The 25,750-nt window shown below is 65.1% G+C and carries 19 protein-coding genes; 4 read left to right on the top strand and 15 right to left on the bottom strand.

Annotated features, from left to right (window positions below):
- The first annotated feature begins 16 nt into the window (after window positions 1-16).
- Together hpnH and HZZ13_RS17425 are read left to right on the top strand one after the other, a co-directional pair.
- On the top strand, window positions 17-1,177 hold the full coding sequence (gene hpnH, locus HZZ13_RS17430) for an adenosyl-hopene transferase HpnH (protein WP_197960783.1): 1,161 nt from the start codon (window positions 17-19) through the stop codon (window positions 1,175-1,177).
- A 1,131-nt stretch (window positions 1,178-2,308) separates the two neighbouring features.
- Window positions 2,309-2,569 (top strand): antitoxin, encoded by a 261-nt coding sequence (locus HZZ13_RS17425; RefSeq protein WP_197960782.1) that lies wholly within the window; start codon window positions 2,309-2,311, stop codon window positions 2,567-2,569.
- Window positions 2,570-2,877: 308 nt separating this feature from the next.
- On the opposite strand, the gene HZZ13_RS17420 is transcribed toward HZZ13_RS17425, so the two are convergent.
- From HZZ13_RS17420 to HZZ13_RS17395, 6 genes are all read right to left on the bottom strand, one after another.
- Complete coding sequence (locus HZZ13_RS17420) at window positions 2,878-3,627, bottom strand: phosphorylase (RefSeq protein ID WP_197960781.1); 750 nt, start codon at window positions 3,625-3,627, stop codon at window positions 2,878-2,880.
- Window positions 3,624-5,576: a squalene--hopene cyclase gene (gene shc / locus HZZ13_RS17415; protein ID WP_197960780.1), complete on the bottom strand. Its 1,953-nt coding sequence runs from the start codon at window positions 5,574-5,576 to the stop codon at window positions 3,624-3,626. Before shc ends, HZZ13_RS17420 begins: the two co-directional genes overlap by 4 nt.
- 59 nt (window positions 5,577-5,635) lie before the next feature.
- Window positions 5,636-6,892 (bottom strand): hydroxysqualene dehydroxylase HpnE, encoded by a 1,257-nt coding sequence (gene hpnE, locus HZZ13_RS17410; RefSeq protein WP_197960779.1) that lies wholly within the window; start codon window positions 6,890-6,892, stop codon window positions 5,636-5,638.
- On the bottom strand, window positions 6,892-7,731 hold the full coding sequence (gene hpnD / locus HZZ13_RS17405) for a presqualene diphosphate synthase HpnD (RefSeq protein WP_197960778.1): 840 nt from the start codon (window positions 7,729-7,731) through the stop codon (window positions 6,892-6,894). The genes hpnE and hpnD overlap by 1 nt, the downstream gene beginning before the upstream one ends.
- Entirely contained in the window at window positions 7,721-8,605 is an 885-nt protein-coding gene (gene hpnC, locus HZZ13_RS17400) for a squalene synthase HpnC (protein WP_197960777.1), read from the bottom strand. Before hpnC ends, hpnD begins: the two co-directional genes overlap by 11 nt.
- Before the next feature lie 191 nt (window positions 8,606-8,796).
- Entirely contained in the window at window positions 8,797-9,030 is a 234-nt protein-coding gene (locus HZZ13_RS17395) for a hypothetical protein (RefSeq protein ID WP_027572148.1), read from the bottom strand.
- A 457-nt stretch (window positions 9,031-9,487) separates the two neighbouring features.
- Between HZZ13_RS17395 and HZZ13_RS17390 the strand changes: the two genes are divergently transcribed.
- Complete coding sequence (locus HZZ13_RS17390) at window positions 9,488-9,985, top strand: hypothetical protein (RefSeq protein WP_197960776.1); 498 nt, start codon at window positions 9,488-9,490, stop codon at window positions 9,983-9,985.
- Between the two features lie 124 nt (window positions 9,986-10,109).
- Here HZZ13_RS17390 and HZZ13_RS17385 read toward each other — a convergent pair whose 3' ends face one another.
- The 4 genes from HZZ13_RS17385 to HZZ13_RS17370 form a co-directional block, all read right to left on the bottom strand.
- Window positions 10,110-12,476, bottom strand: coding sequence for an efflux RND transporter permease subunit (locus HZZ13_RS17385; protein WP_197960775.1), 2,367 nt, complete (start codon window positions 12,474-12,476; stop codon window positions 10,110-10,112).
- Between the two features lie 208 nt (window positions 12,477-12,684).
- The gene (gene eutC / locus HZZ13_RS17380; RefSeq protein ID WP_197960774.1) at window positions 12,685-13,470 is read right to left on the bottom strand and encodes an ethanolamine ammonia-lyase subunit EutC; all 786 of its coding nucleotides are present in this window, start codon (window positions 13,468-13,470) and stop codon (window positions 12,685-12,687) included.
- Complete coding sequence (locus tag HZZ13_RS17375) at window positions 13,467-15,053, bottom strand: B12-binding domain-containing radical SAM protein (protein ID WP_197960773.1); 1,587 nt, start codon at window positions 15,051-15,053, stop codon at window positions 13,467-13,469. Before HZZ13_RS17375 ends, eutC begins: the two co-directional genes overlap by 4 nt.
- Window positions 15,054-15,194: 141 nt before the next feature.
- Window positions 15,195-16,577, bottom strand: coding sequence for an ethanolamine ammonia-lyase subunit EutB (locus HZZ13_RS17370; RefSeq protein WP_197960772.1), 1,383 nt, complete (start codon window positions 16,575-16,577; stop codon window positions 15,195-15,197).
- A 224-nt stretch (window positions 16,578-16,801) separates the two neighbouring features.
- On the opposite strand from HZZ13_RS17370, the gene HZZ13_RS17365 reads away from it, so the two are divergent.
- Window positions 16,802-18,541, top strand: a complete 1,740-nt coding sequence (locus HZZ13_RS17365) for a methyl-accepting chemotaxis protein (protein WP_197960771.1) — start codon at window positions 16,802-16,804, stop codon at window positions 18,539-18,541.
- 217 nt (window positions 18,542-18,758) lie between these two features.
- Here the strand turns inward: HZZ13_RS17365 and HZZ13_RS17360 are convergent, their stop codons facing one another.
- The 5 genes from HZZ13_RS17360 to HZZ13_RS17340 all read right to left on the bottom strand — a co-directional run bounded on the left by HZZ13_RS17360 (window position 18,759) and on the right by HZZ13_RS17340 (window position 25,725).
- Complete coding sequence (locus HZZ13_RS17360) at window positions 18,759-20,237, bottom strand: hypothetical protein (RefSeq protein WP_246504470.1); 1,479 nt, start codon at window positions 20,235-20,237, stop codon at window positions 18,759-18,761.
- Window positions 20,238-20,901: 664 nt separating this feature from the next.
- A complete protein-coding gene (locus tag HZZ13_RS17355) occupies window positions 20,902-21,870 on the bottom strand; it encodes an ABC transporter substrate-binding protein (RefSeq protein WP_197960770.1) in 969 nt (322 codons plus the stop codon).
- A 286-nt stretch (window positions 21,871-22,156) separates the two neighbouring features.
- Complete coding sequence (locus HZZ13_RS17350; RefSeq protein ID WP_197960769.1) at window positions 22,157-23,368, bottom strand: ABC transporter substrate-binding protein; 1,212 nt, start codon at window positions 23,366-23,368, stop codon at window positions 22,157-22,159.
- A gap of 128 nt (window positions 23,369-23,496) precedes the next feature.
- The gene (locus HZZ13_RS17345; protein ID WP_197960768.1) at window positions 23,497-24,072 is read right to left on the bottom strand and encodes an HdeD family acid-resistance protein; all 576 of its coding nucleotides are present in this window, start codon (window positions 24,070-24,072) and stop codon (window positions 23,497-23,499) included.
- Between the two features lie 129 nt (window positions 24,073-24,201).
- Window positions 24,202-25,725, bottom strand: coding sequence for an FAD-dependent oxidoreductase (locus HZZ13_RS17340; RefSeq protein WP_197960767.1), 1,524 nt, complete (start codon window positions 25,723-25,725; stop codon window positions 24,202-24,204).
- Between the last annotated feature and the right edge of the window lie 25 nt (window positions 25,726-25,750).

The following is a 25,750-nucleotide window of genomic DNA, read 5'->3' as shown; positions in this document are numbered from 1 at the left end:
CAGAAAGAAACTTGTAATGGCTATCCCGTTCTTCAAGGAAATGCGTATCGGCGGCTATTTGCTCAAGCAGAAACTGCTTGGCCGCAAGCGCTATCCGCTCGTGCTGATGCTGGAGCCGCTGTTCCGCTGCAACCTCGCCTGCGTCGGCTGCGGCAAGATCGATTATCCCGATGCGATCCTCAACCGCCGCATGACCGCGCAGGAGTGCTGGGACGCGGCCGACGAGTGCGGCGCGCCGATGGTCGCCATTCCCGGCGGCGAGCCGCTGATCCACAAGGAGATCGGCGAGATCGTGCGCGGCCTCGTGGCGCGCAAGAAGTTCGTCTCGCTCTGCACCAACGCGCTGCTGCTGGAGAAGAAGCTCGATCTGTTCGAGCCCTCGCCCTATCTGTTCTTCTCGGTGCATCTCGACGGCCTGCGCGACCATCACGACAAGGCGGTGTCGCAGAAGGGCGTGTTCGACCGCGCGGTGTCGGCGATCAAGGCGGCCAAGGCGCGCGGCTTCACCGTCAACGTCAACGCCACCATCTTCGACGGCCACCCGGCCGAGGAGATCGCCAAATTCCTCGACTTCACCACCGAGCTCGGTGTCGGCGTCTCGATGTCCCCGGGCTACGCCTATGAGCGCGCGCCGGACCAGGAGCACTTCCTCAACCGCACCAAGACCAAGAAGCTGTTCCGCGACGTCTTTGCGCTTGGCAAGGGCAAGAAGTGGAATTTCATGCATTCCGGCCTGTTCCTGGACTTCCTCGCCGGCAACCAGGAATACGAGTGCACGCCGTGGGGCATGCCCGCGCGCAACATTTTCGGCTGGCAGAAGCCCTGCTACCTGCTCGGTGAAGGCTACGCCAAAACCTTCAAGGAGCTGATGGAGACCACCGACTGGGATTCCTACGGCACCGGCAAGTACGAGAAGTGCGCCGACTGTATGGCCCATTGCGGCTACGAGCCCACGGCCGCGACGGCCGCGCTCAACAACCCGCTGAAGGCGATGTGGGTGGCACTGCGCGGCGTGCGGACCAGCGGCCCGATGGCACCGGAGATCGACCTCAGCAAGCAGCGCCCGGCGCAGTACATCTTCTCCGAGCAGGTGCAGAAGAAGCTGTCGGAGATTCGCCGGGATGAGGCCGCCGCGGCGCAGGCGAAAGCCGCGGAGAAGGCTTCGACGGCGGCGTAAGCGCGCACGATCAAATCTCACGACGAAGCCCGGTCGCCCCGCGACCGGGCTTTTTCGTTTGTGGGCCGTTGTGCCGGCGGTTCGTGTCCCGAACGCGCTGCAGCGCCCTTTGCGCTGCTGCGCAGAGCCGGGACCCAGCAGCCGCGTGCCGTGTCGATGCATGGGCCCCGGCTCTGCAGCGAATCGTCGAAGGGACGCTGCGCTGCGTCCGGGGCAGGAGACGCGAGTGTGTTGCTCGCTCTCTCCACGCCGTCATTGCGAGGAGCTCTTGCGACGAAGCAATCCAGACTGCCTCCGCGGAAAGATTCTGGATTGCTTCGCTGCGCTTGCAATGACGGAGTGTGTGGCACTGGCCTGCTCCTCTCGATCAGCGCTCTCTTCTCGCAGACACACTTGGGCGTTCTCGCGACTTCTCTTGCCCGAGCTTTGCTGTTCGTTTCGCCCTCTTAAGACCAGAAGGCGCAGGGAAGGCCAGGCGCCGACGGCACCCGCGGTCCGTATGCATCAAAAACGCACACGGGGTGGATCACAGGTGATGCCGGTCGCCCGGCCTTCCCTGCGCGGATGGTTTTAACGGTGTCCTTCGTGCTCTCCTCGGGGAGCGTTGCACTATTGCCCCCGTCGCCTCGCGGCTGATCGATGCGCGTACCCGGTCGGGCCGCCGCATCACCGCGAGCCTTGACGCCAGAACCCCGGGCGTCGGGACCACACGACTTCTCCGTACGCGGACGGTTTGGCCTGATCGCCGGAAGCTCGCGTGTGCTCGCCTCCGGTGACGACCAAAACCGCTTTGACGGCGCCGTGTCGTATCGCGATGCGCATGACTCACGGTTACCCGCCCCTGTCACCGCCTTTCGCGCCAGCGCTGCCGCGTCCACCGCAGCCCGGCCCACGTCTCGTGACGATCGCGAAGCGCCCTCTGGCAGGGCCGGGATGAGCGTTCTATGCCATAAATCCGAAATTCGGGAAAGTGGAATATTTTCGCAAGGAGGGGTTGACGGGCGTAGCGGTGTTTTGCCCGACGCTTCCTGGAGTGTCCTTTCGCAAAGATGAAAAACAGCTCGTAGGATCGTCGCTCCTTGCATCCCTTAGCGCTGCGCATATACGTTCTAGCATACACATGAGGTGGCCATGCCCGACATCGTCAAGGTGTTCAAGTCAGGCAATTCTCAAGCCGTCCGGCTGCCGGAGGATTGCCGTTTTTCGGTCGACGAAGTGGAGGTCTCCCGCGAAGGTGATGCCGTGATCCTCCGCCCGAGGCAGAACGCCGCTGGCCCCTGGATGTCGCTTCGCGCGGCCGTTGCGCGCGGCTTCAGCCCGGACTTCATGGCCGAGGGCCGGGAGCAGCCTGAGAAGCAGGCGCGCTCCGATCGCGATCAGGCGATGCGATGAGGAAATGCTTCTCGACATGAACGCGGTCATCGCACTGGTCACGCGTCGCTCGGAGTGCACGGCGCGGCACGCCGGGGTTCTGTCGGATGCTGGCCCAGGTCATCATTGAAGTGCCCATCCCTTGCCTCGCTTCAGGGGTTCAGCCGCCCACGGCCTGAACCATCCCGAGTTAAGACAAATGTAAAATAAGCGCAGATGGACTCGCATTCGAGCCGGTGGACGCCACGCGCGCGTGACTATCGCGCAGTTCAAAACAAAGGCTCGGTCAGACGACCGGCCCTCGTTTTTGCCACCCCGAAAGGAGCGGCTCACGCCGCCTTCGATACCAGCTCTTCGCTCTCGACGAGCTCCGTCCCGATCAGATAATCGCGGCAGCCGCGCAAGCTCCGCAGCGCGCGGTTGAAGTCGAGGCCGGTCGAGACCAGGGCATGCAGCGTTGCCGGATTGCGCACGATGCCGCGCAGCACGGCTCCGAGGTCGATCTGGCCGTTCGGCTTGATGGCGGCGCGGGCGATTGCCGGCAGCGCGCGGTGGGCGGGATCGCTGATGACGCGGACCGCGGCGAAGGGCAGCCCGGCTTCCGCGGCGTAGGCGGCTGCGATGTGGCTTTCCATGTCGACGGCGGCCGCCCCCGTCTCGGAGTGCAGCGCCGCCTTGCAGGAGCGCTTCGTGACCACTTCTTCGGCCCCGGCGAGGCTGCCGCGCACGACGCGGCGGCGGCCCGAGGTCAGGCGCTCGATCAGGTCGTCGCCGAGCGACAGGCCGGCGGCCCAGCGGGCGTCGCCGGACAGCACCTCGGTCGCCAGCACGACGTCCCCCGAGCGCAAGCTCGGGTCGAGCCCGCCGGCCACGCCGAACGAGATCACGCCCCGAATCGTCTCGGGATCCACTACCGTCAGAAGCGCCCGCAACTGGGTGGGGCTGCTGGATGAACAGATCACCGCCATTCCGGGCCCGGCCGCGATGCGGGCCTCTTGCACCAATCCGGTCACGATCAGTATCGGCCGCGGGTCGATGGCCTGACCCACGGTAACATAGTCCCCCGTCCCCAAAGTCACATTCCGACCCCTACCACCCTGCTGTTGGTGTTCCGCAAGTTCCGATACCGCGCCAATGCCCACAGCGGAAAGAACTTTGGGTAACCATGATAACGTAGATAGAACACGCGGGGGAAGCCTGTGGCGGTGTACCGCTGCTCGTCCCACAGTCCTTTTTTGTTTTGTGTTGCAATCAGGTACTCCACCCCGCGAGCGACGGCCGGGTGATCAACCTCACCTGCCGCCATCAGCGCAAGCAAGGCCCATGCCGTTTGCGAGGCGGTCGAGGGAGCGGCTTCCCAGCCCTTGTAGTCGAGCCGATAGCTGACGGCGTCCTCGCCCCAGCCGCCGTCGTCGTTCTGGATCGAGGTCAGCCAGTCCGCCGCCTTGCGGATCATGGGGTCCTTGTGGTCGACGCCGGCCACGTTGAGGGCGCACAGCACCGACCAGGTCCCGTAGATGAAGTTCATGCCCCAACGGCCGTACCAGGACCCCTCCGGGTGCTGGGTCTTGCGCAAATAGGCGACCCCGGCGGCAACCTGCTTGCTGGTCTTCTCGGTCTCGCCGAGCTGGGCCAGCATCGAGATGCAGCGCGCCGTGACGTCCTCGGTCGGCGGATCGAGCAGCGCGCCGTGGTCCGAGAACGGGATGTTGTTCAGGTAATATTCGAGGTTGTTGACGTCGAAGGCGGCCCAGCCGCCGTCGTCGCTCTGCATGCCCTCGATCCACTCCCGGGCGCGGGCGATCGCGGAATCATAGCCGGCCGCCCCGTGCTCCCGCCGCATGCGGTCCATCGACATCACCACGACGGCGGTGTCGTCAAGGTCGGGATAATGCGCGTTGTTGTACTGGAAGGCCCAGCCGCCCGGGCGCACGTCGGGCCGCTTCACTGCCCAGTCGCCCTTCAGCTCGAGCTCCTGCCGCGGGATCAGCCAGTCGAGGCCCTGCTTGGCGGCCGGCACCGCCTTGTCGCCGCCGGCTTCCAGCAGCGCATGCGCGGTGAGCGTCGTGTCCCACACCGGAGAGACGCAAGGCTGGCAATAGGCCTCGTCGTCCTTGATGACGAGCAACTTGTCGAGACCCCGGCGCGTCGTCGCGCGCGGCGGATAGTTCTCGTCCTTGCCGAGCGCGTCGTACATCATGACGATGTTGGCCATCGGCGGGTAGATCGCGCCCATGCCGTCCTCGCCGTTGAGCCGCTCCTCGGTGAAGGCGAGCGCGGCGTCGATCGCGCGCTTGCGCAGGCTCTTCGGAAACAGCGGCTCGACGACGCGCAGGATCGCATCGAGCGAACGGAAGAGCAGGAACCAGGCCATGCTCTGATGCGGCGCCTTGGCGGTCATGCCGATCGAGCGCGGGTCCTGCAGGAACAATTCGTCGATGCCGACGCCAAGCGGATTCCTCGCGCGCGGCTTCAGCGCAGCGATCACCATCAGCGGCACCATCGTGGTGCGCGCCCAGTAGGAGATCTTGTTGATGTGGAACGGGGACCAGAACGGCAGCAGCATGATCTCGACCGGGAGCACCGGCACCGCGCGCCAGGCCAGCACGCCGTACATCGCCAGCGTGAAGCGGGTGAAGACGTTGCTGTGGATCGCGCCGCCGCGCGAGCGGATCGCCTCGCGCGCACGCACCATGTGCGGCGCATCGACGGAGTCCCCGATCATCTTCAGCGCGAAATAGGCCTTGACGCTGGCGCTCATGTCGAACTCGCCGTCATGCACCAGCGGCCAGCCGCCGTGAGCGCCCTGGATGCGGCGTAGATAATTGCCGATCTTGGCCTCGAGCACGGCATCGACCGGCTCGGCCAGATGGTGCCGCAGCAGAATGTATTCCGCGGGAATCGTGGCGTCGGCCTCGAGCTCGAACACCCAATGGCCGTCGGCCTGCTGGAAGCCGAGGATGCCCTGGGTGGCCGACGCAATGCTCGATTCCAAGGCTTCGCGGCTGGTCGCGGTCACGGAATCCATGTCGCTCGATTGCTCCGATAGTCGATTGAATGTTGAGCGGACAAATTGCCGGCCGCCTTTCAGGATGCTTTGGCGGCCAGAACCAGATCGGCGGCGCGGTCACCCGACCGGACCGATCCCTCGATGGTTGCCGGCAATCCCGTAGCAGTCCAGTCGCCGGCGAGGAACAGGTTTTTCAGCGCAGTGACCGGCCCCGGACGCAGGGCATTCTGGGCCGGCGTCGCCGCAAATGTGGCGCGGCGCTCGCGCACGATCTGCCACGGGGGCAATTCGCCGGATACACCTCCCGCCTCGCAGACCTCGTTCCAGATCGTCTGCGCCAGCTCCTCGCGCGGCATGTCGACCAGGCGGTCGCCATTGCTGATGGTGACCGAGAGCCGGTTCGGAAACGCGAACAGCCATTCCACCACGCCGCCGATCACGCCGAGGATCGCCGCCGAGCCGGGCGGCGGTGTGATGCGGAAATGGGCATTGACGATGGCGCGGAATTCGGTCGGCGTCTTCAGGCCCGGCAGCAGGCTTGCTGCCGCGCGCGGCGGCACCGCCATCACGACGACATCGCCCGCACCGAGCTGGATCAAATCCTCGCCGCCGAAATTCAGCGCGGTCGCCTTGCCGTCTGTGCTAACGAATTCGCGCAGCTCATGGCCCAGCTGAACGGTGTGGCCACGCTCCTGCAGAAACTTCACGGCGGGCTCAATGAGAACCGCGCTGAGGCCATCGCGCGCGATCAGCGGACGGCAGGCCTGCCCGCCCGCCAGCAGCGTCTCGCGCACGATCGCGCCGGCGAGCCCGGCCGAGCCCTCGGGCGGATCAACGTTGAGCGCGGCCAGCAGCAGCGGCTGCACCAGGCGCTGATAGAGGATGCCTTCGGTCGGAATCGACTTGCCGACCAGCGTCTCCTCCGACGCCCAGATCAGCGGCGCCAGCTTGAGATAATCGGCAAGGCCAGTGTCGGGCACGCGGCGGCTTTCGTCGAGCACCCAGGTCGGCCATCGTCCATCGCCGAGATCGATCTGCCAGCGCTGCCCGGTCTTGATGTCGACGAAGGGAAATTGCGCCCGCTCGGGACCGACGAGGCCCGCCTCGGTGCCGATCGCACGCGCATAGGCGCGCGCATGGAAGTTGCCCGACAGCAACAGATGATTGCCGTTGTCGATGGTGAGACCCGTCGCGCCGTCGAAATAGGACCGGCAGCGGCCGCCGGCCTGGTGCGTCGCCTCGTGCACGGCGACCTTGAAGCCGGCATTGGCGAGCCGCACGGCGGCGGAGAGGCCGGAAATTCCAGCACCGATGATGTGAGCTGTGTTTTGCATCAGATGAAAGCGTAACGGAGCAGGATCAGGATCCGTGTGATCTTCGACACACGCACCGGCGCGCGCGGCGCGGAGAAGCCACGCGCGATCAGGAGGTCCAGAATGGAATGATAGTATTTCGACATGATCCGCGGCGCGCGCACGGCGCGGCGCCTGTTGCGGTTCATGATCTCGTCCGACTTCTCGAAATGCGCCTTCGCGCGCTGCGCCAGCGGCATGCAGACCTTGGGCAGCGCGCGCTCGGCGATCACGCGGTTCGGATCATCGGAGGTGATGCCGGCATGCAGCAGCGCCTCGCGCGGCAGATAGAGCCGGCCGAGGCCGGCGTCCTCGTCGATGTCGCGCAGGATGTTGGTGAGCTGCAGCGCGCGGCCGAGATGGTGCGCGAGCAGGATGCCGTCTTCCTCGGGCATGCCGAACACGCGCACCGACAGCCGCCCCACGGCGCTGGCAACGCGGTCGCAATACAGATCCAGCGTCGCCATGTCGGGCGCACGGATGTCCTGCGGCACGTCCATCTCCATGCCGTCGACGATGGCGAGGAAATCCTCGCGCTTGAGGCCGAAGGTCTTCACCGAGGCGACGTAGTCCTTCAGCCGCGGCGGCGGATGACCCTGATAGAGCGCGTCGATGTCGTTGCGCCACTCCTGAAGTGCGGCGAGCCGCTCGTCGCGCGGGCCGTCGGAATCGGCGATGTCGTCGACCTGGCGGCAGAAGCTGTAGATCTGAAACATCGCTTCGCGCTGATCACGCGGCAGGATGCGCATCGCGGCATAGAACGAGCTGCCGGATGCGGTCGAGCCGTAATTGGCGCCGGGCGTGGTCGCCTCAAGCGTCATGGGCAGTCCCCGGTCTGGAAATGGCCTTGCGACCGATCGCACGGCGGCCGACTTCGCCGATGATCCCGGCGAGGCTGAAGGCGAGCAGCTCGAACTTGTTCAGATGCACGCGCTCGCGCAGGGGATCGCGCACCTTGAGCAGGCGCACGATGCGGTCGGCATAGGCCTGGATGACGGAGACGTCGAGGCCGAGACGGAAATCCCGGATCTCGGCTGCGAGCGACCTGCCCTCGTCGAGCAGCGCCGCGTTGCGCGCGGCGAGCGACTGCAGGCAGGCCAGCATCGCCGGCGGCGACTGGGCGAGACCGAGCTGCTCGACCGAGGCGCCGTGTGCCGCCAGCGCATCGCGCGGCAGATAGACGCGGTTGAGCTCGCGATAATCCTTGCCGCAATCCTGCAGGTGATTGTTGATCTGCAAGCCTGCGCAGAGCGCGTCCGAGGCGGCCCAGGTCGAGGTGCTCTCGCCGTGAACGTCGAGCATGAAGCGGCCGACCGGCATCGCCGAATAGCGGCAATAATGGATGACCTCGTCCCAGGTCTCGTAGCGCAGCTTGGTCACGTCCATGCGGAAGGCGATCAGCACGTCGAGCGCGTGACGGGGCGTCATGCCGCGCTCGGCCAGCGCGCGGCGCAAGCTGACGGCCTCAGGCTGGGTGTCACCCTTGCCGAGCAGTTCCGCCTCGAGCAGATCAAGAAAGCTAAGCTTCTGGTCGGGAGACAGCGTCGCGTGGTCGGCGATGTCGTCGGCGGTGCGGACGAAATTGTAATAGGCCAGGATCAGGGCGCGATGACGCGGATGAATGATCCAGGACGCGACGGGAAAATTCTCGTCGCGGTCACCCTTCCCGGATCGCAATTCGCTCGCAGAGGTCATCGAGGGCTGGTTTACAATCGTTTGGACAGGAAGGGCTTTTTCGCTCGCGCGGGCTCACGCCGGCGACGCCGCCGCGGCCCCCATATAGGGGAATACGGCCGCAAAACCAATCCTGTCCGTCGATGGCTGCCCCTTCGCGGATTGGGCCCGGAAAAGCAGCCGAGAACCGCTTTGGGGGCCAATGGCCGAGTCTATTGATTGTGGTTCTTCAGCACCTGGTCGCAGGCCTGCGAGATCTTCGCCCGGTTCTCCTTGAGGCAGGCCAGGATGGTGAAATCGCCCTGGTCGATGACGGGACGGCAGAACTTCTGCACGTCGCGGGTGCAGGCCTTCTGCTCGGCCTCGGTGCCGCGCCCTTGCTGGGCGAACGCCGCCGTCGAAAGGGAGGCTGACAGCAGGGTGAGAGCGACGAGAAGCTTACGCATTGTATTCCTTCATTCTGACGGCAGAATCGCACCGATCCCGGACTGCGCAGGGCGGATGGCCGGAACGGATTGGTTCTGATGGCAAGTCGCCGCGGCTGGCGGCCTCAGAGAAGGCACAAGCACTGGCAAATGCGGCCAAATTGGCGCCGCACCCGCCGAATCAGGTCTTCCCCGCGCTTTCATTGGCAGATGTAAGGGCTTGATACTACGTCATAATCCGGGGGTGTTGCGTTTTAGTGCAGACCTGTTGCTGCGCTGCATCTCTTGGCCCGTCCTCCGCTGCCGGAAACATGCCGAAACGCGGCAAATCGCGGCCCCGAAAGCACAGCGGGCCGCGTGAACCGCCGTCTCTGGCCGCCGGGCTTTGAACCTGCCACAAGCTCGGAGCACTAAACTTTCGATGTGGCGAGACGTTCTCAATCGTGAGCGAACGTCGTTCCAAAACGGGATATTTGCGATGACATTCTTTGGGCGATCTGGACTGGCAATCACGGCGGCCGGCATCGGGGCGGCGCTGCTCTTTTCGGTGACGGCAAGCCATGCTCAGTCGTCCGGACCGTTTGCCGGCTTTGACGGCGCATGGAGCGGCACCGGCACGGTGTCGTTGTCCGACGGCTCCACCGAGCGCATCCGCTGCAAGGCGGACTATAAGGTGGCCGGCAGCGGCCTCAGCCTGAAGCAGGCGCTGCACTGCGCCTCCGACAGCTACAAGTTCGACCTCACCAGCGACGTGACGAGCCAGGGCGACCGCATCTCCGGCAATTGGAGCGAGGCCAGCCGCAATATCTTCGGCAATCTCCAGGGCACCGCCGGCGGCGGCCAGATCGACGTCTTCGTCGAGGCCAACGGCTTTGCCGCCAATCTGTCGCTGCGCACCAACGGCACCAAGCAGACCGTGCAGATCTCGTCCAAGGGCGAGATCCGCGGCGTCAACATCACGATGACGAAGGGCTGATCGCGCTCCACTTCAATGGACATCATGGCCCCCGGCTCTCGCGAGTCGGGGGCTTTTTGCTGATTGGCGTTGTCTGCAACTGGTCTGCGCGAGGCCGCATGCGACGGCCTTGCCGTCCCGCCGTTCAGATCGCCCGCTTATCGGTGCCCTGCAACCTCTCATGCAGGTTGATCAGCCACATTGCGGTCGGCCTGAGGATGAAGAGGTCGGCGACGAGCGCCATGACCATCGAGAAGGCGCTGAGCCAGCCGAACAGCCGCAGCGACGGCAGGTCGGAGAACACGGTGACGACGAGGCCGCAGGCCAGCACCACCGTGGTCAGGATCAGCGCAGGCCCCACCAGTACGGTCGCCCGCTCCACCGCGAGCGCGGAGCCGACGCCTGGCTTGCTCTCGAGCCTGAGGCGGTTGAGGAAGTGGATGGTGGCGGAAAGGCCGAGGCCGAACGAGACGGTGAGCGCGACCACGCTGGCGAATTGCAGGCCTTCGCCCATCGCCCACAGCACCGTGCCCGACATCACCACCGGGAAGATGCCCGGCAGGATGCAGGCGAGCATCACGACCCAGGATCGGAAGGCGAGGCCGATGAAGATCGCGACCAGCGCGAATTCGACGGTGAGCCCACGGTTCAGCTTCTCGATCATGTTGGCCGAATTGCGCGCCGCAATTGCGGCGAGACCGGTCACCGCGACCTCGTAGCCGGGATGCTTCTTGCGGACGGCGTCGAGCTCGGTATCGAGCTTGTCGACGATCGGCAGGAGCTGGCTGGAATCCTTGTCCGGCACGCGGCCGGCGACGACGACGGCGTCCTGCTCGGCGTCGATGAAGCGCCGCACCAGGTGCTCGGGGATGACGCTGACATATTCCTTCAGCGTCGCGACGTCGGCACTGCCGGCCTTTTCCGCCAGCCAGCGGCGCAGCGTCTCCAGCGACCAGACGTTGCCGACGCCCGCGGCCTTCTCGACCGTCGCATGGACCTCGGCGATGGTCTGCAGCGTCTGCGGCGAATAGAGCGATTCACCCTTGGGGAACACGATCAGCACGTTGACCGGATTGGCGCCGGTGAGCTTGGCATCGAGCCGGTCGCTGGCAGCGACCGCCTGGCGCTTGTCCGGCACCTGGTCGGCGAGCCGGTAGCGCGGCTCCAGATTGGCGTAGATGACGCCGAGGCCGCCGACGAACAGCACCGCGATCAGGCTGAACAGGCCGGGCCGGCCGACCATCCGCACCGCGATCCAGTAGCAGAAATTGCGCAGCGCCTGGACGCCGGCGTCCGCGCCCTGAAACTTGACCGCGAAGACCTTCTCGTTGCGCACGAACAGCACGCCGAACACCGGCACCAGCGACAGCACCGCGACCAGCGCGATGATGGTGGCGGCAAGCCCCGCCTCGCCGAACTTGCGGATCAGGTCGGAGTCGGAGAATTGCAGCGCGATGAAGGAAATGCCGGCGGTGCCGTGCGTCAGCACGCAGGCCGGCCCCACCACCAGCACCGCGTTCTTGAACGCGGTGAACTTGTCCTGGCCGGCGATGAGCCGGTCGCGCGCGGCGAAGGTCAGCTGCATCGAATCCGAGAAGCTGATGACCATGATGAGCGGCGTCATCACGTTCAGGAACATGTTGAGGTTGAAATTGGCCCAGCCAAGCGCGCCGAGCGCCAGCAGGATCGCGATCATCGGCGGGAATGCCGCCGCGATCATGAACGAGATCTTGCGGAAGAAGATGATGGCAATGATGCAGCCGGCAAGGATGCCGAGGATGTTGTAGGTCAGCCCGTCACGCTCGACCGCATTGCGGATTTCGAGCTGCATCACCGGCACGCCCGAGAGCTGCACGTTAAGCCCGGTGTCGCCGAGATCCTCCTTCATCAGCGCGCGGATGTCGCCGACCGTCTTGGTCAGCTTGTTGGAGCCGACCACTTCGGGATCGAGCGACAGCACGATCAGCGCCAGCGTGCCGTCCTCCGACAGCAGCTTGCCGCGGATGATCTCGTTGTTCTTGACGGTCTCGATGAACGTGTCATAGGCCGCGCCCTCGGGCAGCTCGGCCGGGAACAGCGCCGCCGGCAACTTGCCCGGCGCCGGCGCCTGGCGCGCCGAGAACAGCGAGACGAGGCCGCGCGTGCCTTCGACCAGTTGCAGGTCGGTGACGAAGTCGCGCAGCTTCTCCAGGTTGTTCCGCTCCAGCAGGGTCTTGCCCTCGACGACGACGAGGACGTCGAACTCCTCCGCCGGGAACTTCTTGGTGACCTCTTCGTACTGGCGGAACTCGCGGCTGTCGGAGCGGAACAGCTGCGACAGCGAATCGTCGATCTTGATCCGGTAGATTCCGAACACCGCGCCGACGATCAGCGCGAGCAGGACGATGCAGGAGACGATCGGGGCCCGAACGGCGATCAGCCCGAGACGCTCCAGCCCGAAGGCGATGGAGGACGTAGGTCCCTGCTCGACCTTGTCGACATGAACCTCACTCTCGCTGTGCTTTTCGAGCATGCCTTGTCCAGTTCCTAAATCGGCTCAATCTTGAGAGCTTATTGCGCCGCGCGAACGGCTTGAAAACGCCATACCAATGGGAGGCTTGCCCTTTGAAAATGCGCGGAAAATCGCCGGCAGCGGTTTAGCAGGTCAACAGGTCTTTTCGCAAGCAGGCCAAGCCCGGCCGAATCGCTCGAAAAGCGGCGATCCGGGCCTGGAATGACCGTCATCCCGGCGAGAATGTCCCAATCTGGCGCGGCGCGCGGTCCGCGCTCTCGTCCTTCAGCGCCACGCCGGTGACCTCCCGGGCCAGCCCCTCGCGGACCAGCCAGGCGATCTTGAACGCCGCCTCGTCGTGGCTCAGCCCGCCGCGGTGGATGTTGGAGACGCAATTGCGCTCGGCATCGGTGCGGCCGGGCCTCGGCGCGAAGGTCAGATAGGCGCCGAGGCTGTCGGGCGCGGAGAGGCCGGGCCGCTCGCCGATCAGCATCACGACCATGCGCGCGCCGAGAATGGCGCCGATCTCGTCGCCGAGCGCGACGCGCGCGCCCGATGCGGCGACGACATGGCCGATCGCGACAGCATCCCCCTCCGCAAGCGATTGCAACAGGCGCTTCACCACGGCGATCGCATGGGCGTGGACCGCCGCCGCGGACAGGCCGTCTCCGATCACGACAGCAAGCTGGCTCGGGGCGGAGACGCTTCGTGCGAGACGCTGGGCCGAGGCAGGGTCGAGCTGCCGCCCCAGATCCGGCCGCCGCAGATAGTCGCTGCGATCGACCGCCCGGCTCCTCACCTCGGTCACCGCAAGATCGAGTGCGCCGAGATCGGCGAGCAGACGCGGCGTATCGAAGGCGGCATGCACGGCATCGCGGGCACGGGCATGGTCCAGCGTGAAATCGAGCAGCGCCTTCGTCGGCAGACTCGCGCCGCTGCGTCCCAGCGCGACGCGCGCGGGCGTGAACGACCTGAGGTCGATGGTCGGGCGAACCGGAACGGATCTGTCGCTCATTCGGCGGGAACGGCGGCCTCGCGCAGCCGGATCGAATAGTTCGAGGCGTTCTGCTCGCCGCTGGAGGCCGCGCGCGCAAAGGTGATGAGGTGATGGGCGATCGTGGCGCAGCCGATCAAGCCTTCGAGATCACCGCGCCTGATGCGGCCCAGCGCGAACTTCCAGAACACGCGCCTGTAGTCGCCGAGAACGCCGATCTTCCAGAAGAGGTTGCGCAGCATGACGAGAGCGCGTCTGATATTGGGCCACGTCTTCATCTCGTCCGGCACCGGCACCTTGAGCCGATTCACATAGACGTGGTCGCATTGGTGCTGATAGCGCGCGTAGACCTTCTCGGGCGCGTAGGCGACCGCCATGGCGTGCTTCCATGACGCGACGACCTCGTCGTAGGGCAGCAGGAAATCGACGTTGGAATCGCGGCCGTCGTCGTGGACGAGGCGCCCCTCGCGCTCCAGACGGTCCCACAGGGGCGTCTTCGGCAGCGCCTGGAGCAGGTTGATGGTGAGCAGCGGAATCCGGGAATCCTCGACGAAGGCGAGCAGCGCTTCCGAGGTGTTCGGCTTGTCGGTGTCGAGCCCCATGATGATGCCCGAGACCACCTCCATACCGTAGGAGTTGATGGTGCGCACGCCCTCCAGGATCGGGACCATCATGTTGTGGTCCTTGTGCATCGCATGCAATGCATCCGGATCGGGCGTCTCGATGCCGCAGAAGATGGTGATGAAATAGGCCTCGCGCATCTTCTCGAGGATCTCGGGGCGCTTGGCGATATTGAGCGTCGCCTCGCAGGCGAGCCGCACCACATAGCCGGTCCGCTTCTGCCACTCGATTAGATGCGGCAGCAGGTCCATGGCCGCCTTGCGGTTGCCGATGAAATTGTCGTCGACGAAATAGACCGTGTCGGTCATGCCGCATTCGCGCAGGCGGTCGAGCTCGGCGATGATTTGCTGCGGCGTCTTGATGCGCGGATTGCGGCCATAGAGACTGGGGATGTCACAGAACTCGCACTGATAGGGACAGCCGCTGGAATATTGGATGCTGCCGAGGAAGTACTTCTTCACATCGGCGAGCTCATAGGCCGGGATCGGAAACTCCGTCATCGGCACGCGGTCCTTGGTCGTGAGCACGACTTGGCTCTCCGGACGCGAGGTGTCGCGCGACAGGATCTCGATCAGCTGGTTGGTGGCGTCGCCGAGCTCGCCGACATGCAAATAATCAAAGGACGGATAATAGTCGGGGCAGGCGCTGACGGAGGGCCCGCCGAGCGCGACCGGTAGGTCGAACTCATGGGCGCGGCGGCAGATGTCGTTCATCTGCTGGCGTTGGATGTGCATGCCGCTGACGAAGACGGCTTCCGCCCACTCGAACTCCTCCCTGGTCGTGCGGCGCAAATTCTCGTCGACGAATTTGACCTGCCATTCTTTCGGAAGGTAGGCGGAGATCAGCAAGAGCCCCTGCGGCGGCATGAAGGCGCGGACGCCATCGGTCAGGGGATAGGCATACTCGAACGTGCCGAAGGACGAGGTGTAGCGCGGAAACACGCAGAGAATCCGCCGGGACGTTCCGTTACTTTCAGCTCGCATCTAAGCTCCCCCGCCACACTCAAAGATGGTGCGGAAATTGCCAGCCAGACACATACCGTAATGCTGTCGCCGGAATTTCTCAATATTGTGGCACAAGCATAATTCCGAGAGGCGCTGATTGTTTCCCAAGGCTTGCCCGCCTCACGCGATCAGCCGCGCAGCAAAATCAGGCAGCAGGCCTGGATCGCCGGCAAGACGGAAATCGGCGCCTGTAATGCCCGAGCGCGCCAGCCAGTCTTCGAATTCCGGCGCGCGGCGTAGCGCGAAGACGTCCCGGACATAGAGCGCGTCGTGAAAGGACGTCGACTGGTAGTTCAGCATGACGTCGTCAGCACCGGGAACGCCCATGATGAACGTGACGCCGGCGGCGGCGAGCAGCGTCAGGAGATTGTCCATGTCGTCCTGGTCCGCCTCGGCGTGGTTGGTGTAGCAGATGTCGACCCCGAGCGGCAGGCCCAGCAGCTTGCCGCAGAAATGATCCTCCAGCCCGGCGCGGATGATCTCCTTGCCGTCGTAGAGATATTCCGGGCCGATGAAGCCGACTACGCTGTTGACCAAGAGCGGTGCAAACGCGCGGGCGACCGCATAGGCGCGCGCCTCGCAGGTCTGCTGGTCGACGCCGTGATGGGCACCCGCCGACAGCGCCGAGCCCTGGCCGGTCTCGAAATACATCAGGTTCCGCCCCACGGTGCCGCGCCCCTGCGCCAGCCCGGCCTCGTGCGCTTCCCGAAGCAGCGCGAGGTCGATGCCGAAGCTGCGGTTGGCGGCCTCGGTGCCCGCCACCGACTGGAAGACGAGGTCGACCGGCACGCCCTGCCCGATCAGCGACAGCGTCGTCGTGACATGGGTCAGGACGCAGCCTTGCGTCGGGATTTGCAGCCGCGCGATGATCTCGTCGAGCAGCCGCAGCAATTGCGCGATGATTGCGGGATCGTCGCTGGCGGGATTGATGCCGATGCAGGCATCGCCCGCCCCCAGCAGGATGCCGTCGAGGATCGAGGCGGTGATGCCCCTGGCGTCGTCGAACGGGTGGTTCGGCTGCAACCGTGTGCTCATCCGCCCCTTCAGGCCGATCGTGTTGCGAAAGGCGGTGGTGACCTCGCACTTCCGTGCGGCCAGGATCAGATCCTGGTTGCGCATCAGCTTCGACACGGCGGCCGCCATCTCCGGCGTGATGCCGTCGGCCAGCTCGCGCAGGACCTCGGGCGTTGCGGCGTCCGACAGTAGCCAGTCGCGGAAGCCGCCGACCGTCAGCGATGCCACCGGCGCGAACGCCTTGGCGTCATGGCTGTCGATGACGAGGCGGGTGACCTCGTCGGCCTCGTAGGGAACGACGGCTTCCTGCAGGAACTGGCCGAGCGGCACATCGGCGAGCGCCATCCGCGCGGCGATCATCTGCTCGGAGCTCTCAGCGGCAATTCCGGCCAGACGGTCGCCGGAGCGCGGGGGTGTCGCCTTGGCGAGCAGGTCGCGCAGGTCAGGGAAGCTGTAGGTCGTGGCGTCGATGCTGTGGCGGTAGACCAAGGGTCTCTCCGGGGTTGCTCGGCCAACGGCCGACTCCCAAGACTATCCTGAAACTAAACCTTCGGATCAAGACGCTGAAATGACTTGCCTTTCCTTCGCCTAAGGGCGGAGGCGGCCAGGAGCTGCGTTAACGCTGCGTCCATCTTCGTTCTGCATAGTTTTGCATCAATTTTGCCTGACCCCGTTCACCGGCCGGTCAGGCCAATCCGGGCTCCTTGAACACCATGACATTCGACCGATCTGGGAATGCCGCCAAGCCGGCAGGCCGCTTCACGCTTGCCGGCAAGCTCTATGCGATCTTCGCGCTGTTCGCGCTGCTCACGGCAGCGATCGCGATCTTGTCGGACTACAACAGCCGCCGCAGCGCCGACCTCGCAGGCGCGATCGAGACGGCGAACGCGGCCGCGCTGAACGTCGAGCGGGTCAACTCGCTGGTCTATGCGGTGGTGATGGAATCGCGCGGCGTCTACATGTCGACCGAGCCGGCCGTGGTGAAGAAATACGGCGACGGCCTGCTCAAGTTCAACGCCCAGATCCTCGACGTCGTGAAGCGCTGGGAGACCATCGTCAAGGCCGACGATGCCGAGCAGTTCGCTACTTTCAAGAAGCGCATCGAGCAGTTCGTCGAGTTCCGCAAGGAGCTGGTGCGGCGCGGCGTCGAGATCAACGCGGCGGCGGGCCGCGAATGGGGCGACAACGACGCCAACCGCAGCGTGCGCACGGCGCTGAACAAGGACCTCGAGGCGCTGTCCAAGGTGTATGCGGAGCGCGCCAGGCAAATCGCGCAGCAGACCGAGACCAACCGCACATTGTCGTTCATCCTCACCTGCCTCGGCGGCGTGGCGCTGGCGCTCGTCGTCGTCGGCATCGTCATCATTGCCCGCTCGATCGCCCGGCCGCTCGCCGCGATCACCGCCACCATCGAGCAGGTCGCCGACGGCGCCGAAAATGTCGTGGTGCCGCACGCGGGCCGCGCCGACGAGATCGGCGCGCTGGCCCGCGCCATCCAGGTGTTCCAGGATGCGATGGGGCGCAACCGCAACCTCGCCTCGCAAGTGTCGCAGGACGCCGCCGCGCGCGAGGAGCGCGCCCGTCACATCGAGCAGTCCGTCGAGCAGTTTCGCGAGGCGATCGGCGCGATCATGCGCGGCCTCAGCGACAATGCCTCCGTCATGCGCGAGACGGCGCAGACCATCACGCGTGTCACCGCGGATGCGAGCAGCCGCGCCGGCAGCGCGGCCAACGCCACCGAGCAGGCCTCGCACAACGTCACCGCGGTGGCGGGCGCGGCCGAGGAGCTTTCGGCCTCGGTGGTGGAGATCGGGCGCCAGGTGCGGCAGAGCGCGGGCGCGGTCGAGCAGACCGGCCAGCGCACGGAGAAGTCGATCTCCGAGATCGAGAGCCTCGCTGCAGCCACGCAACGCATCGACGGCGTGCTCAGCCTGATCCAGGCGATCGCCGAGCAGACCAACCTGCTCGCGCTGAACGCCACCATCGAGGCGGCGCGCGCCGGCGATGCCGGCCGCGGCTTTGCCGTCGTCGCCCACGAGGTGAAGGCGCTCGCGGGCCAGACCGCCAAGGCCACGGCCGAGATCAGCGAGAACGTCGCGATGATCCAGGCCTCGACGCGCAATGCGGTCGACGCCGTGCGCGAGATCGGCGGGGCGGTGCGCGAGATCAACGAGGTCACGTCCGCGATCGCCGGCGCCATCGGCCAGCAGGATCAGGCCACGCGCGAGATCTCCTCCAACGCGCAAAGCGCCGCGCAGGGCAACGAGACGCTGGTGGCGAACATCACCTCGCTGCGCGATGCCATCGGCGAGACCGATACGGCGGCGGCTTCGGTCCTCACCGCCGCCAGCAGCCTGACCGAGACGGCGCAGACGCTGTCGCGGGAGGTGGAGACGTTCTTCCAGAACCTGCGCGCGGGGTCCGCGGACAGCCGCATCGCCAAGGCGGGGTAGCGCCCGACCTCGCGCCGCGAAAACGGTCGCTCCGACAAAAACTGAGAAAACAACCCCATGCACAGTAGCCGGGGTCAGGTTTTTCAATGGCTTGGCGGCCGGCGTGAACGCCTGCTGTTTTTACGAATCGATTTTGACTCGTCGGGCAAAACACTGGCGTGATGTCAGCATGCCGAGCGTGGCACGCTTGCCGCGGCCGGAGCACAACCGAACGGGGTTAGCGCTCCGAGCCCGATCGAGCGACCAGGATCCGGACGCGGCCTCCGGCATCCTCGACTTCGCGGTAACGGCTTAGCTCCGCCGCGAGGTCGGGATCGGACCTTGCCCAGGCCAGCCAGTCGAACGGGACCGCGCTCAGCAGATGGGTATCCACGAGGATCACATCCGGGCGACCGGCGCGCAGGTCCGCGAGCAGGTGCCGCCGCTCGAAATCGATGATGCCGTCCAGCCTTGCGCGCTCGCCTTCGGTTGGCTGCCTCGTTTTCTGAAGCATCATCGCGCCCGCCGCCAACACCTGCACGCAGGAGCTGCCCACCCAGGTCCCGTTGACCTCACGGACGAGCGGATGCCCCAGCGCGACGTGATCCCCGATCGTGATCAGCCGCGGATGCTTTGCCAGGGCCTGGACGCGCTCCTTGAGCGGCGGAAACGGCCGGACCTGCAAGGAGAGACAGTAGCCGATGAGCGCAATGGCAGCGAGGCCGGCGATCATGACGGGCATCCGCATCGTCCTCATGCGCGCATGCAAGAGCGGCGCGGCAATCGCAAAGACGCAGAGCGCAAACGCCGTGTAGGTCCAATGCTTGCCCTGGAGAACGAAACTCGCGGCGCCGCCGACCGCTGCGACGAGCCACGGGGTCGCACTGCCTCCCATCTTGAACTCGTGCGGAGCCAGCAGGCCGAGAAACACGATGGATCCTGCCATCACCATCGCGGGGAACGACAGCAGATCGCCCAGATTCATCCGCAACGGCAGATAGGCGGCCGAGACCATCGGCGCATAGTCGAACAGATAAGCGGGGAAGACGAAGACGAGGACCGCTCCGTAGCCGATGACGACCGCAGCCGCCATCATCGCTTCCGGGGAGAACAACGGCCTTAGCGAGCGCTGGCGGAAGACGGCAAGGACGATCGGAAGTCCTACGACCAGCGCGAGGTGGGGCTTGATGCTCATGGCGAGCCCCGCGCCAAGTCCTGCCAGGACCGCAACCGGTCCGGGGCTGAGGCCGCGCCAGCGGATCGCGGTGACGGCAATGAAAGGGGTCAGCGCAATGACGGCGACGTGCTCACGCTGTCCGAATACGCCGATGGGAAGAATTGCGAACAAGAACGCGAACAGGCAGGTTGCAATGATCCGCTCTTCAGGCGCCAGCCTTGCCGCCGCAGCGGCACGATCGATGATCAGAAGCGCGACGACGATTTCGACCAGGATCAGGATGATCACGATCACTTCAGGCGCAATGCCGGTCGTTCGCGCAAGCATCGATGCCGGCATGTACAGATAGACCGACAGCGGTGGATTCAGCTCGAAGAGATCGACGCCGGGCTTGCGGCCATCCAGGACCTGCTCGCCCTCCGTCAGCAGGCAGGCCAGATCCGGGTTCAGGACGATCGGTATCTGGACGAGCAAGGCGGCCAGGAGGAGCGCCGCGACGATCAGCCAACGCAGGCTCATGCGGAAATGGCTTGCCGGCATAGCCAAGGCGTCATCGCTTGTCGCGATGGCCGCGGACGTTTTCTCGCGCGAAAGCGATCTGTGCTCTTTCACCTGGGTGAACCTGCCATGGCGTGCAGGGTCACTCTCGGTCAGTAGTGGTTACCATTGTACTACAATGATCTGAAGCCATACTGCGTCGCATCCAAAACCTGGGACTTGCCCGTCGCGACCCTTCGAAACGACGCGGATGCGCAATGTGGCCAAAGACCACAACGGCGCTAGCCCATCTGGAGCTTCAGCGAACCTGCGGAGTGATGGAAGTCCATTGGCGGTCTCCTTCTTCCCTCCTCCCCTTGTGGGAGAAGGTGGCATAGGGGGCCCTTCGGCCGCCGTTATCGAGGACGCCGAAGCGTAGCTTCGGCTAGGATGAGGGGTTCTCTCCGCCGGCAACACCGGTCGCGGCGAGAGAGACCCCTCACCCGGCTGCGCTTCGCGCATCCACCCTCTCCCACAAGGGGAGAGGGTGCACCGTCTACGTCGCCGCGACGTCGCTTCAGCAGCACCGCCAGCGCCTCCGCGACAGCGTGGCCGTAGAGGCCGGCTCGCCGCGCCGCTTCAAGGCCAAGCCCAACGAAGTGATGGCTCTGAGCCCCATCGAGCGACCGATAAGCGTGCCTCCATGCGATCGACGATCGTGAGACGATCACTCGATCACCTCGTCGGCAAACGCCAGCAAAGCCGGCGGGATGTCGAGGCCCATTGCCTTTGCCGTTTTGAGGTTGATCACGAACTCGAACCTGGTGGGTTGCCAGATAGGCAAACTGGCCGGCTTGTCACCTCTGAGGATGCGGCCAACATACAGCCCGCCCTGCCGAAATGCGTCCGTGAGACTGTTACCATAGCTCATCAAGCCGCCAGCATCGGCAAAGTCGCGCCAAGGATAGATGGTCGGAATGCCGGCTCGCGCCGCGAAATCCACCAGCTGACGACGCTCCAGATTGAACAGGCGATCGGAGGTCACCAGCAGCGCATTCGCTCCGCGTTGAATCAGTTGCGCGAATGCGCTTTCCACCTCGGCAAGAGTGCGAGCCTCGACAACGAGCAGCCGCAGCCCCGAGGCAGATGCGGCCAGGCGCACGGCACTTGGATCTGCGTTCGGATTGTCCGGGTTGACCAGCACTCCGACCAGGGAAGCCGCGGGCAATAGCGCACGCAGCAATTCGAACCGCTTCGGCTCCAATGCACTCACCTGGAACGACACGCCCGTGGCGTTGCCGCCTGGCCGGTTGATGGTGGCAACGAGACCCATGGCAACGGGATCAAGACCCACGACAAACACGATCGGAATTTGCGAGGTCGCTGCCTTGGCGGCCAGCGCTCCGCCATTGTCGGCCGTAAAGATTACGGCAACCTGCTTCCGCACGAGCTCGGCCGCGGCCTCTCGCAAATCTTCGTTTGGGTTGGGCCAACGCCCTTCAACCAGAAGATTCTCGCCTTCGACAAATCCCATTTGCTTGAGACCGCGACGGAACGCGGTGCCGAACGCCTCCGTCCCCGGGCTCGGGCGATTCAGAGAGCCGACTACCGGTATCGCGGATTTTTGCGCCTGAGCCGGAAGCGGGAACGCGAGCGCCGCGCTGCCGAAGGCTTTGATGAACTCGCGCCGTCTCATACCATCGTGACCTCGCAAATCCTCGCTGCCGCCAGACTAGCATATGGGCACCGTTCCGGGGAGTTTGCCGTCAGCGGCTGACCGAGAAGAATCGGATGGCTGCTTCAACTTATGACAAAGCCGCCATTGAGGAAGAGGGACTGGCGGTTACACAGCTCGCAGTCTCGTAGGCTGAGCAAAGCGAAGCGTGCCCACGCGCTCTCTCAAACCATTGATAGATGGTGGGCACGGCGCAAGTGCGCCTTTGCCCACCCTACGATTCCTGGTTCGCCGAGAGAGCGCCGTCTCACGTCCCCCGCAACAGCTCGCTCGCCACGACCCAGTCGTTGCCGTCGAACTGCAGCATGTAGCCGTCCTTGATTGGGCGGAAATCCTGCGGCGTGGTGTTGAGGGTGATGCCGGGCATCAGGAGCGACAGCGGCACGCTCTTCAGGTTTGCCGCCTGCGCCATGATGTTCTCGCGCGTCAGATTGTCCTTGCACTGCTTCAGCAGCACCACCAGCGCCTCGGCGACGGTGTAGCCGTAGAGGCCGGCGACGTTGTTGATGTCGGCATTGGGCAGGCGCTTCTTCATGAAGTCGATATAGGCCGTCATCGCTGGATCGTCCTTCGGCGCTTCGACGAAGGGCTTGAGAGCGCCAAGCGACAGCACACCCTTACCGGCCTCCAGGCCAGCCGGCGCCATCACGGTAGCCTTATTGGCGCAGCCGGAGGCGAGAAAGCGCGTCGGCTGCCAGCCGACCTCGTGCGCCTTGCGGATCGCCTGCGCGCAGGCCCGCGGCGTCACCGAATAGATCATGAAGACGTCGGCCTTGGTATTGGCGAGCGTCAGGACCTGGGAATCGACGGTGGGGTCGGCGACCTCGAAGCTCGAGGCCATCGCGATCGCCTTGTCGGCGTCGGCACCGAGCGCCTCCTTGACGCCGCGAAGATATTCCTTGCCGGCGTCGTCGTTCTGGTAGAGCACCGCAAAGCGTGCATTCGGGTTCTTGGCGCGGGCATAAGCGACGTCGATCGCGGCCTCGCTGGTGTAGTTCGGCGCCCAGGGCAGCGCGATCGACCAGGGCATGTTGGCGGGATCGTTCCACTTCGAGGCCGAGCTGATCAGGAAGATCTGCGGCACCTTGTTGCTGTTGAGATATTTTGCGATTGCCGAGCTCGGTGCCGTGCCCATGGTGGCGAAGATGAAGGCGACGCCGTCGCCTTCGACAAGGCGCCGCGCGGCTTCCATGGTCTTGGGCGGCGAGAACGCATCGTCGAGCGAGATCAGGTTGAGCTTGCGGCCGCCAACGCCGCCCTTCTCGTTGATCTCATCGAAATAGGCGGAGATCACCCGTCCCGTGATGCTGAGCGGCGAGGCCGGGCCGCTATAGGGCATGGTGTTGCCGATCTTGATCTCGGTGTCGCTGACGCCAGGACCATAGGCTTTTTGCGCAGGTGCACGCGTGGACAGGCAGGCGGCAGCCAAGGCTGCGGCCACGGCCAAAGCGGCTCTCATGGTTTCTCCCCGATGATCATCGCCGCGCGTCGAAGCGCCCGCACAGCGCGCTGCTTTTTTCAGCGCATCAGATCAGCGGAGTTCCGGAAAACGGTCTTGCGTCGAGTTGCTGATGGCTCGCGGCACGCCTAGCCGCGCCGCTTCAGGCTGAGGCCGATGCTGATCCAGCCGGCGCCGGCCATAATAAGGTCGATGCCGAGGAACAGGCCGAGGATGTAGACGCTGTTCACCGGCCAGCGCGCCAGGATCAAGAGGCCAAGCAGCAGCGTGATGACGGCCGACAGCGCCACCCAGATCCACGGGCTTTCCCGCTTCATGCTGAAGGCGAGAAACAGCCTGACGGCGCCGGACGCCAGCAGCGATGCACCGAGGAATAGCGTCAGCAGGACCGCGGCAAACAGCGGGTTCTCGAAGGTGAGGAAGCCCGCGATGACGTAGAGCACGCCGAGCAAGGCCCAGATCAGGAACTTGCCCCAGCTCTTGAGCTGGAAAGCACCGATGATCTCCGTCACGCCGGCGACGATCATCATGGCGCCGACCACGATGACACTCGCCACCGTCGCCATCACCATGCTGCCGAGCGCAATGAAGCCCGCGATGAGATAGACGACGCCGAGCGCGACAATCCAGCCCCATTTGGCATGCAGCGCCGCTATGCCGGAGCCGAGGCTTGGACGATGGGACGTGTCAGAAGCACTGGTCATGGCGGCCACTCCTCCATGCGGAGTCCGGGGGCACACGCCAGAATAGCACGCACCGTACCGGGACGACAGCCAGCAGAGCACCCCTCCCGGCAGCAACATTGACGCAAATCAAGGTGAAATGCGACGCAATCAGCCGCGCGAGCGCTCCATCTCCAGTTCGGCCTTGAGATTGTCGAGATCGCGATAAATCGACGCGACCGCAAGCACGCGGCCGCCCTTGCGATACGTCAGGAAACAGTCCTTTCCGGCAATGCTTCCGTCGATCGCGATGTCATCGAAGTCTTCTGCGTGGCCGACATAGTTGATCGGCACGTCATAGTGCTGGCTCCAGAAGAACGGCACCGCATCGAAGCGCTCGCGCCTGCCGAGCATATTGCGCGCCGCGGTCTGCCCCTGCCGCTCCGCCACCACCCAATGCTCGACGCGGATGATTTGCCGCGAATGCGGATCGGGCCAGCGCGCGATATCGCCGGCCGCGAAGATGCCGGTGATGCTGGTCTCCAGATATTCGCTGACGCTGACGCCACGATCGTCGGCCAGGCCAGCCTGCTCGGCGAGCGCGAGGCGCGGCTTGACGCCGATGCCGACGACGACGAGATCAGCTTCGATGACTGCGCCGCTCTTCAGCGTCGCGCGCATGCCATCGAGCTTGTCCACCGTGTCCTTCAGGTGAAAGACGACGCCGTTCTCCTCGTGCAGGGACCGCACGAAATCGCCCATCTCGGCCCCGAGCACCTTCTGCATCGGCCGCTCGTCCGGCGCGACCACGTGCACCTCGATCTTGCGCGCCCGCAAGGACGCCGCGACCTCGAGGCCGATGAAGCTGGCACCGACCACCAGCGCGCGCCTGGCACTCCCCGCCGCCTTGATGATGGCACGGCTATCGGCGACGGAGCGCAGGGTGTGAACATGCGGCTGATCCGCGCCGGGGATCTGGAGCTTCACCGGCTCGGCGCCGGTCGCGAGCAGCAGCCGGTCGAACGGCAGCTTGTCGCCATTGCCGAGAGTGACACTGCGCGTCTTCACATCGATCGCGCAGACGTCGGTGTTGAGCCTGAGATCGATGCCCGCGTCCCGGTAATAATCCTCACCGCGCAACGGCAACCAGTCCTCCGGCGCGTTCCCAGCGAGGTAATCCTTGGAGAGGTTCGGACGGTCGACCGGCATCGCGCCGTCATTGCTGAGCATGGTGATGGCGCCGGCAAAGCCCTCGCGTCGGAGTGCCTCGGCGGCGGCGAAGCCGGCAGCACCGCCGCCGACAATGACGAATTTGTCCGGCGTCGTCGCGCTGCGATGGGCGGCCCGCGGCGTCAGTGCCTCGCGCTTGCGCCGGACGATGATGTTGTCCTGATCGCGCTCGACCTCCCACACCGCCAGCGCATTCAATGCCGGCGGGCGCGTGGCTTCGCCTGATCGCAACGAGAAGCAGGCATGATGCCAGGGACAGCGGATGGTGTCGCCCACCACCAGGCCTTCGGCGAGCGGGCCGTGATAATGGCTGCAGGCTGGCTCGATGGCAAAGATCTCGCCGCCGGCCTGCACCAGCAGGACGTCTTCCTCGCCGACCTGACCAAGCAATTTGCCGTCCTTGAACGCGGTCAGCGACACGCCTTTGCTCAGATCGGGTCCGCTCGGCTTCTTGTTCTCGGCCATGGCAACGCCTCCTTCTTGCGCACGC

It is taken from the genome of Bradyrhizobium agreste, from assembly GCF_016031625.1.
GTDB lineage: Bacteria > Pseudomonadota > Alphaproteobacteria > Rhizobiales > Xanthobacteraceae > Bradyrhizobium > Bradyrhizobium agreste.
The sequence above is the reverse complement of the archived record's forward strand: the minus strand, read 5'-3'. Positions and strand labels throughout refer to the sequence as shown.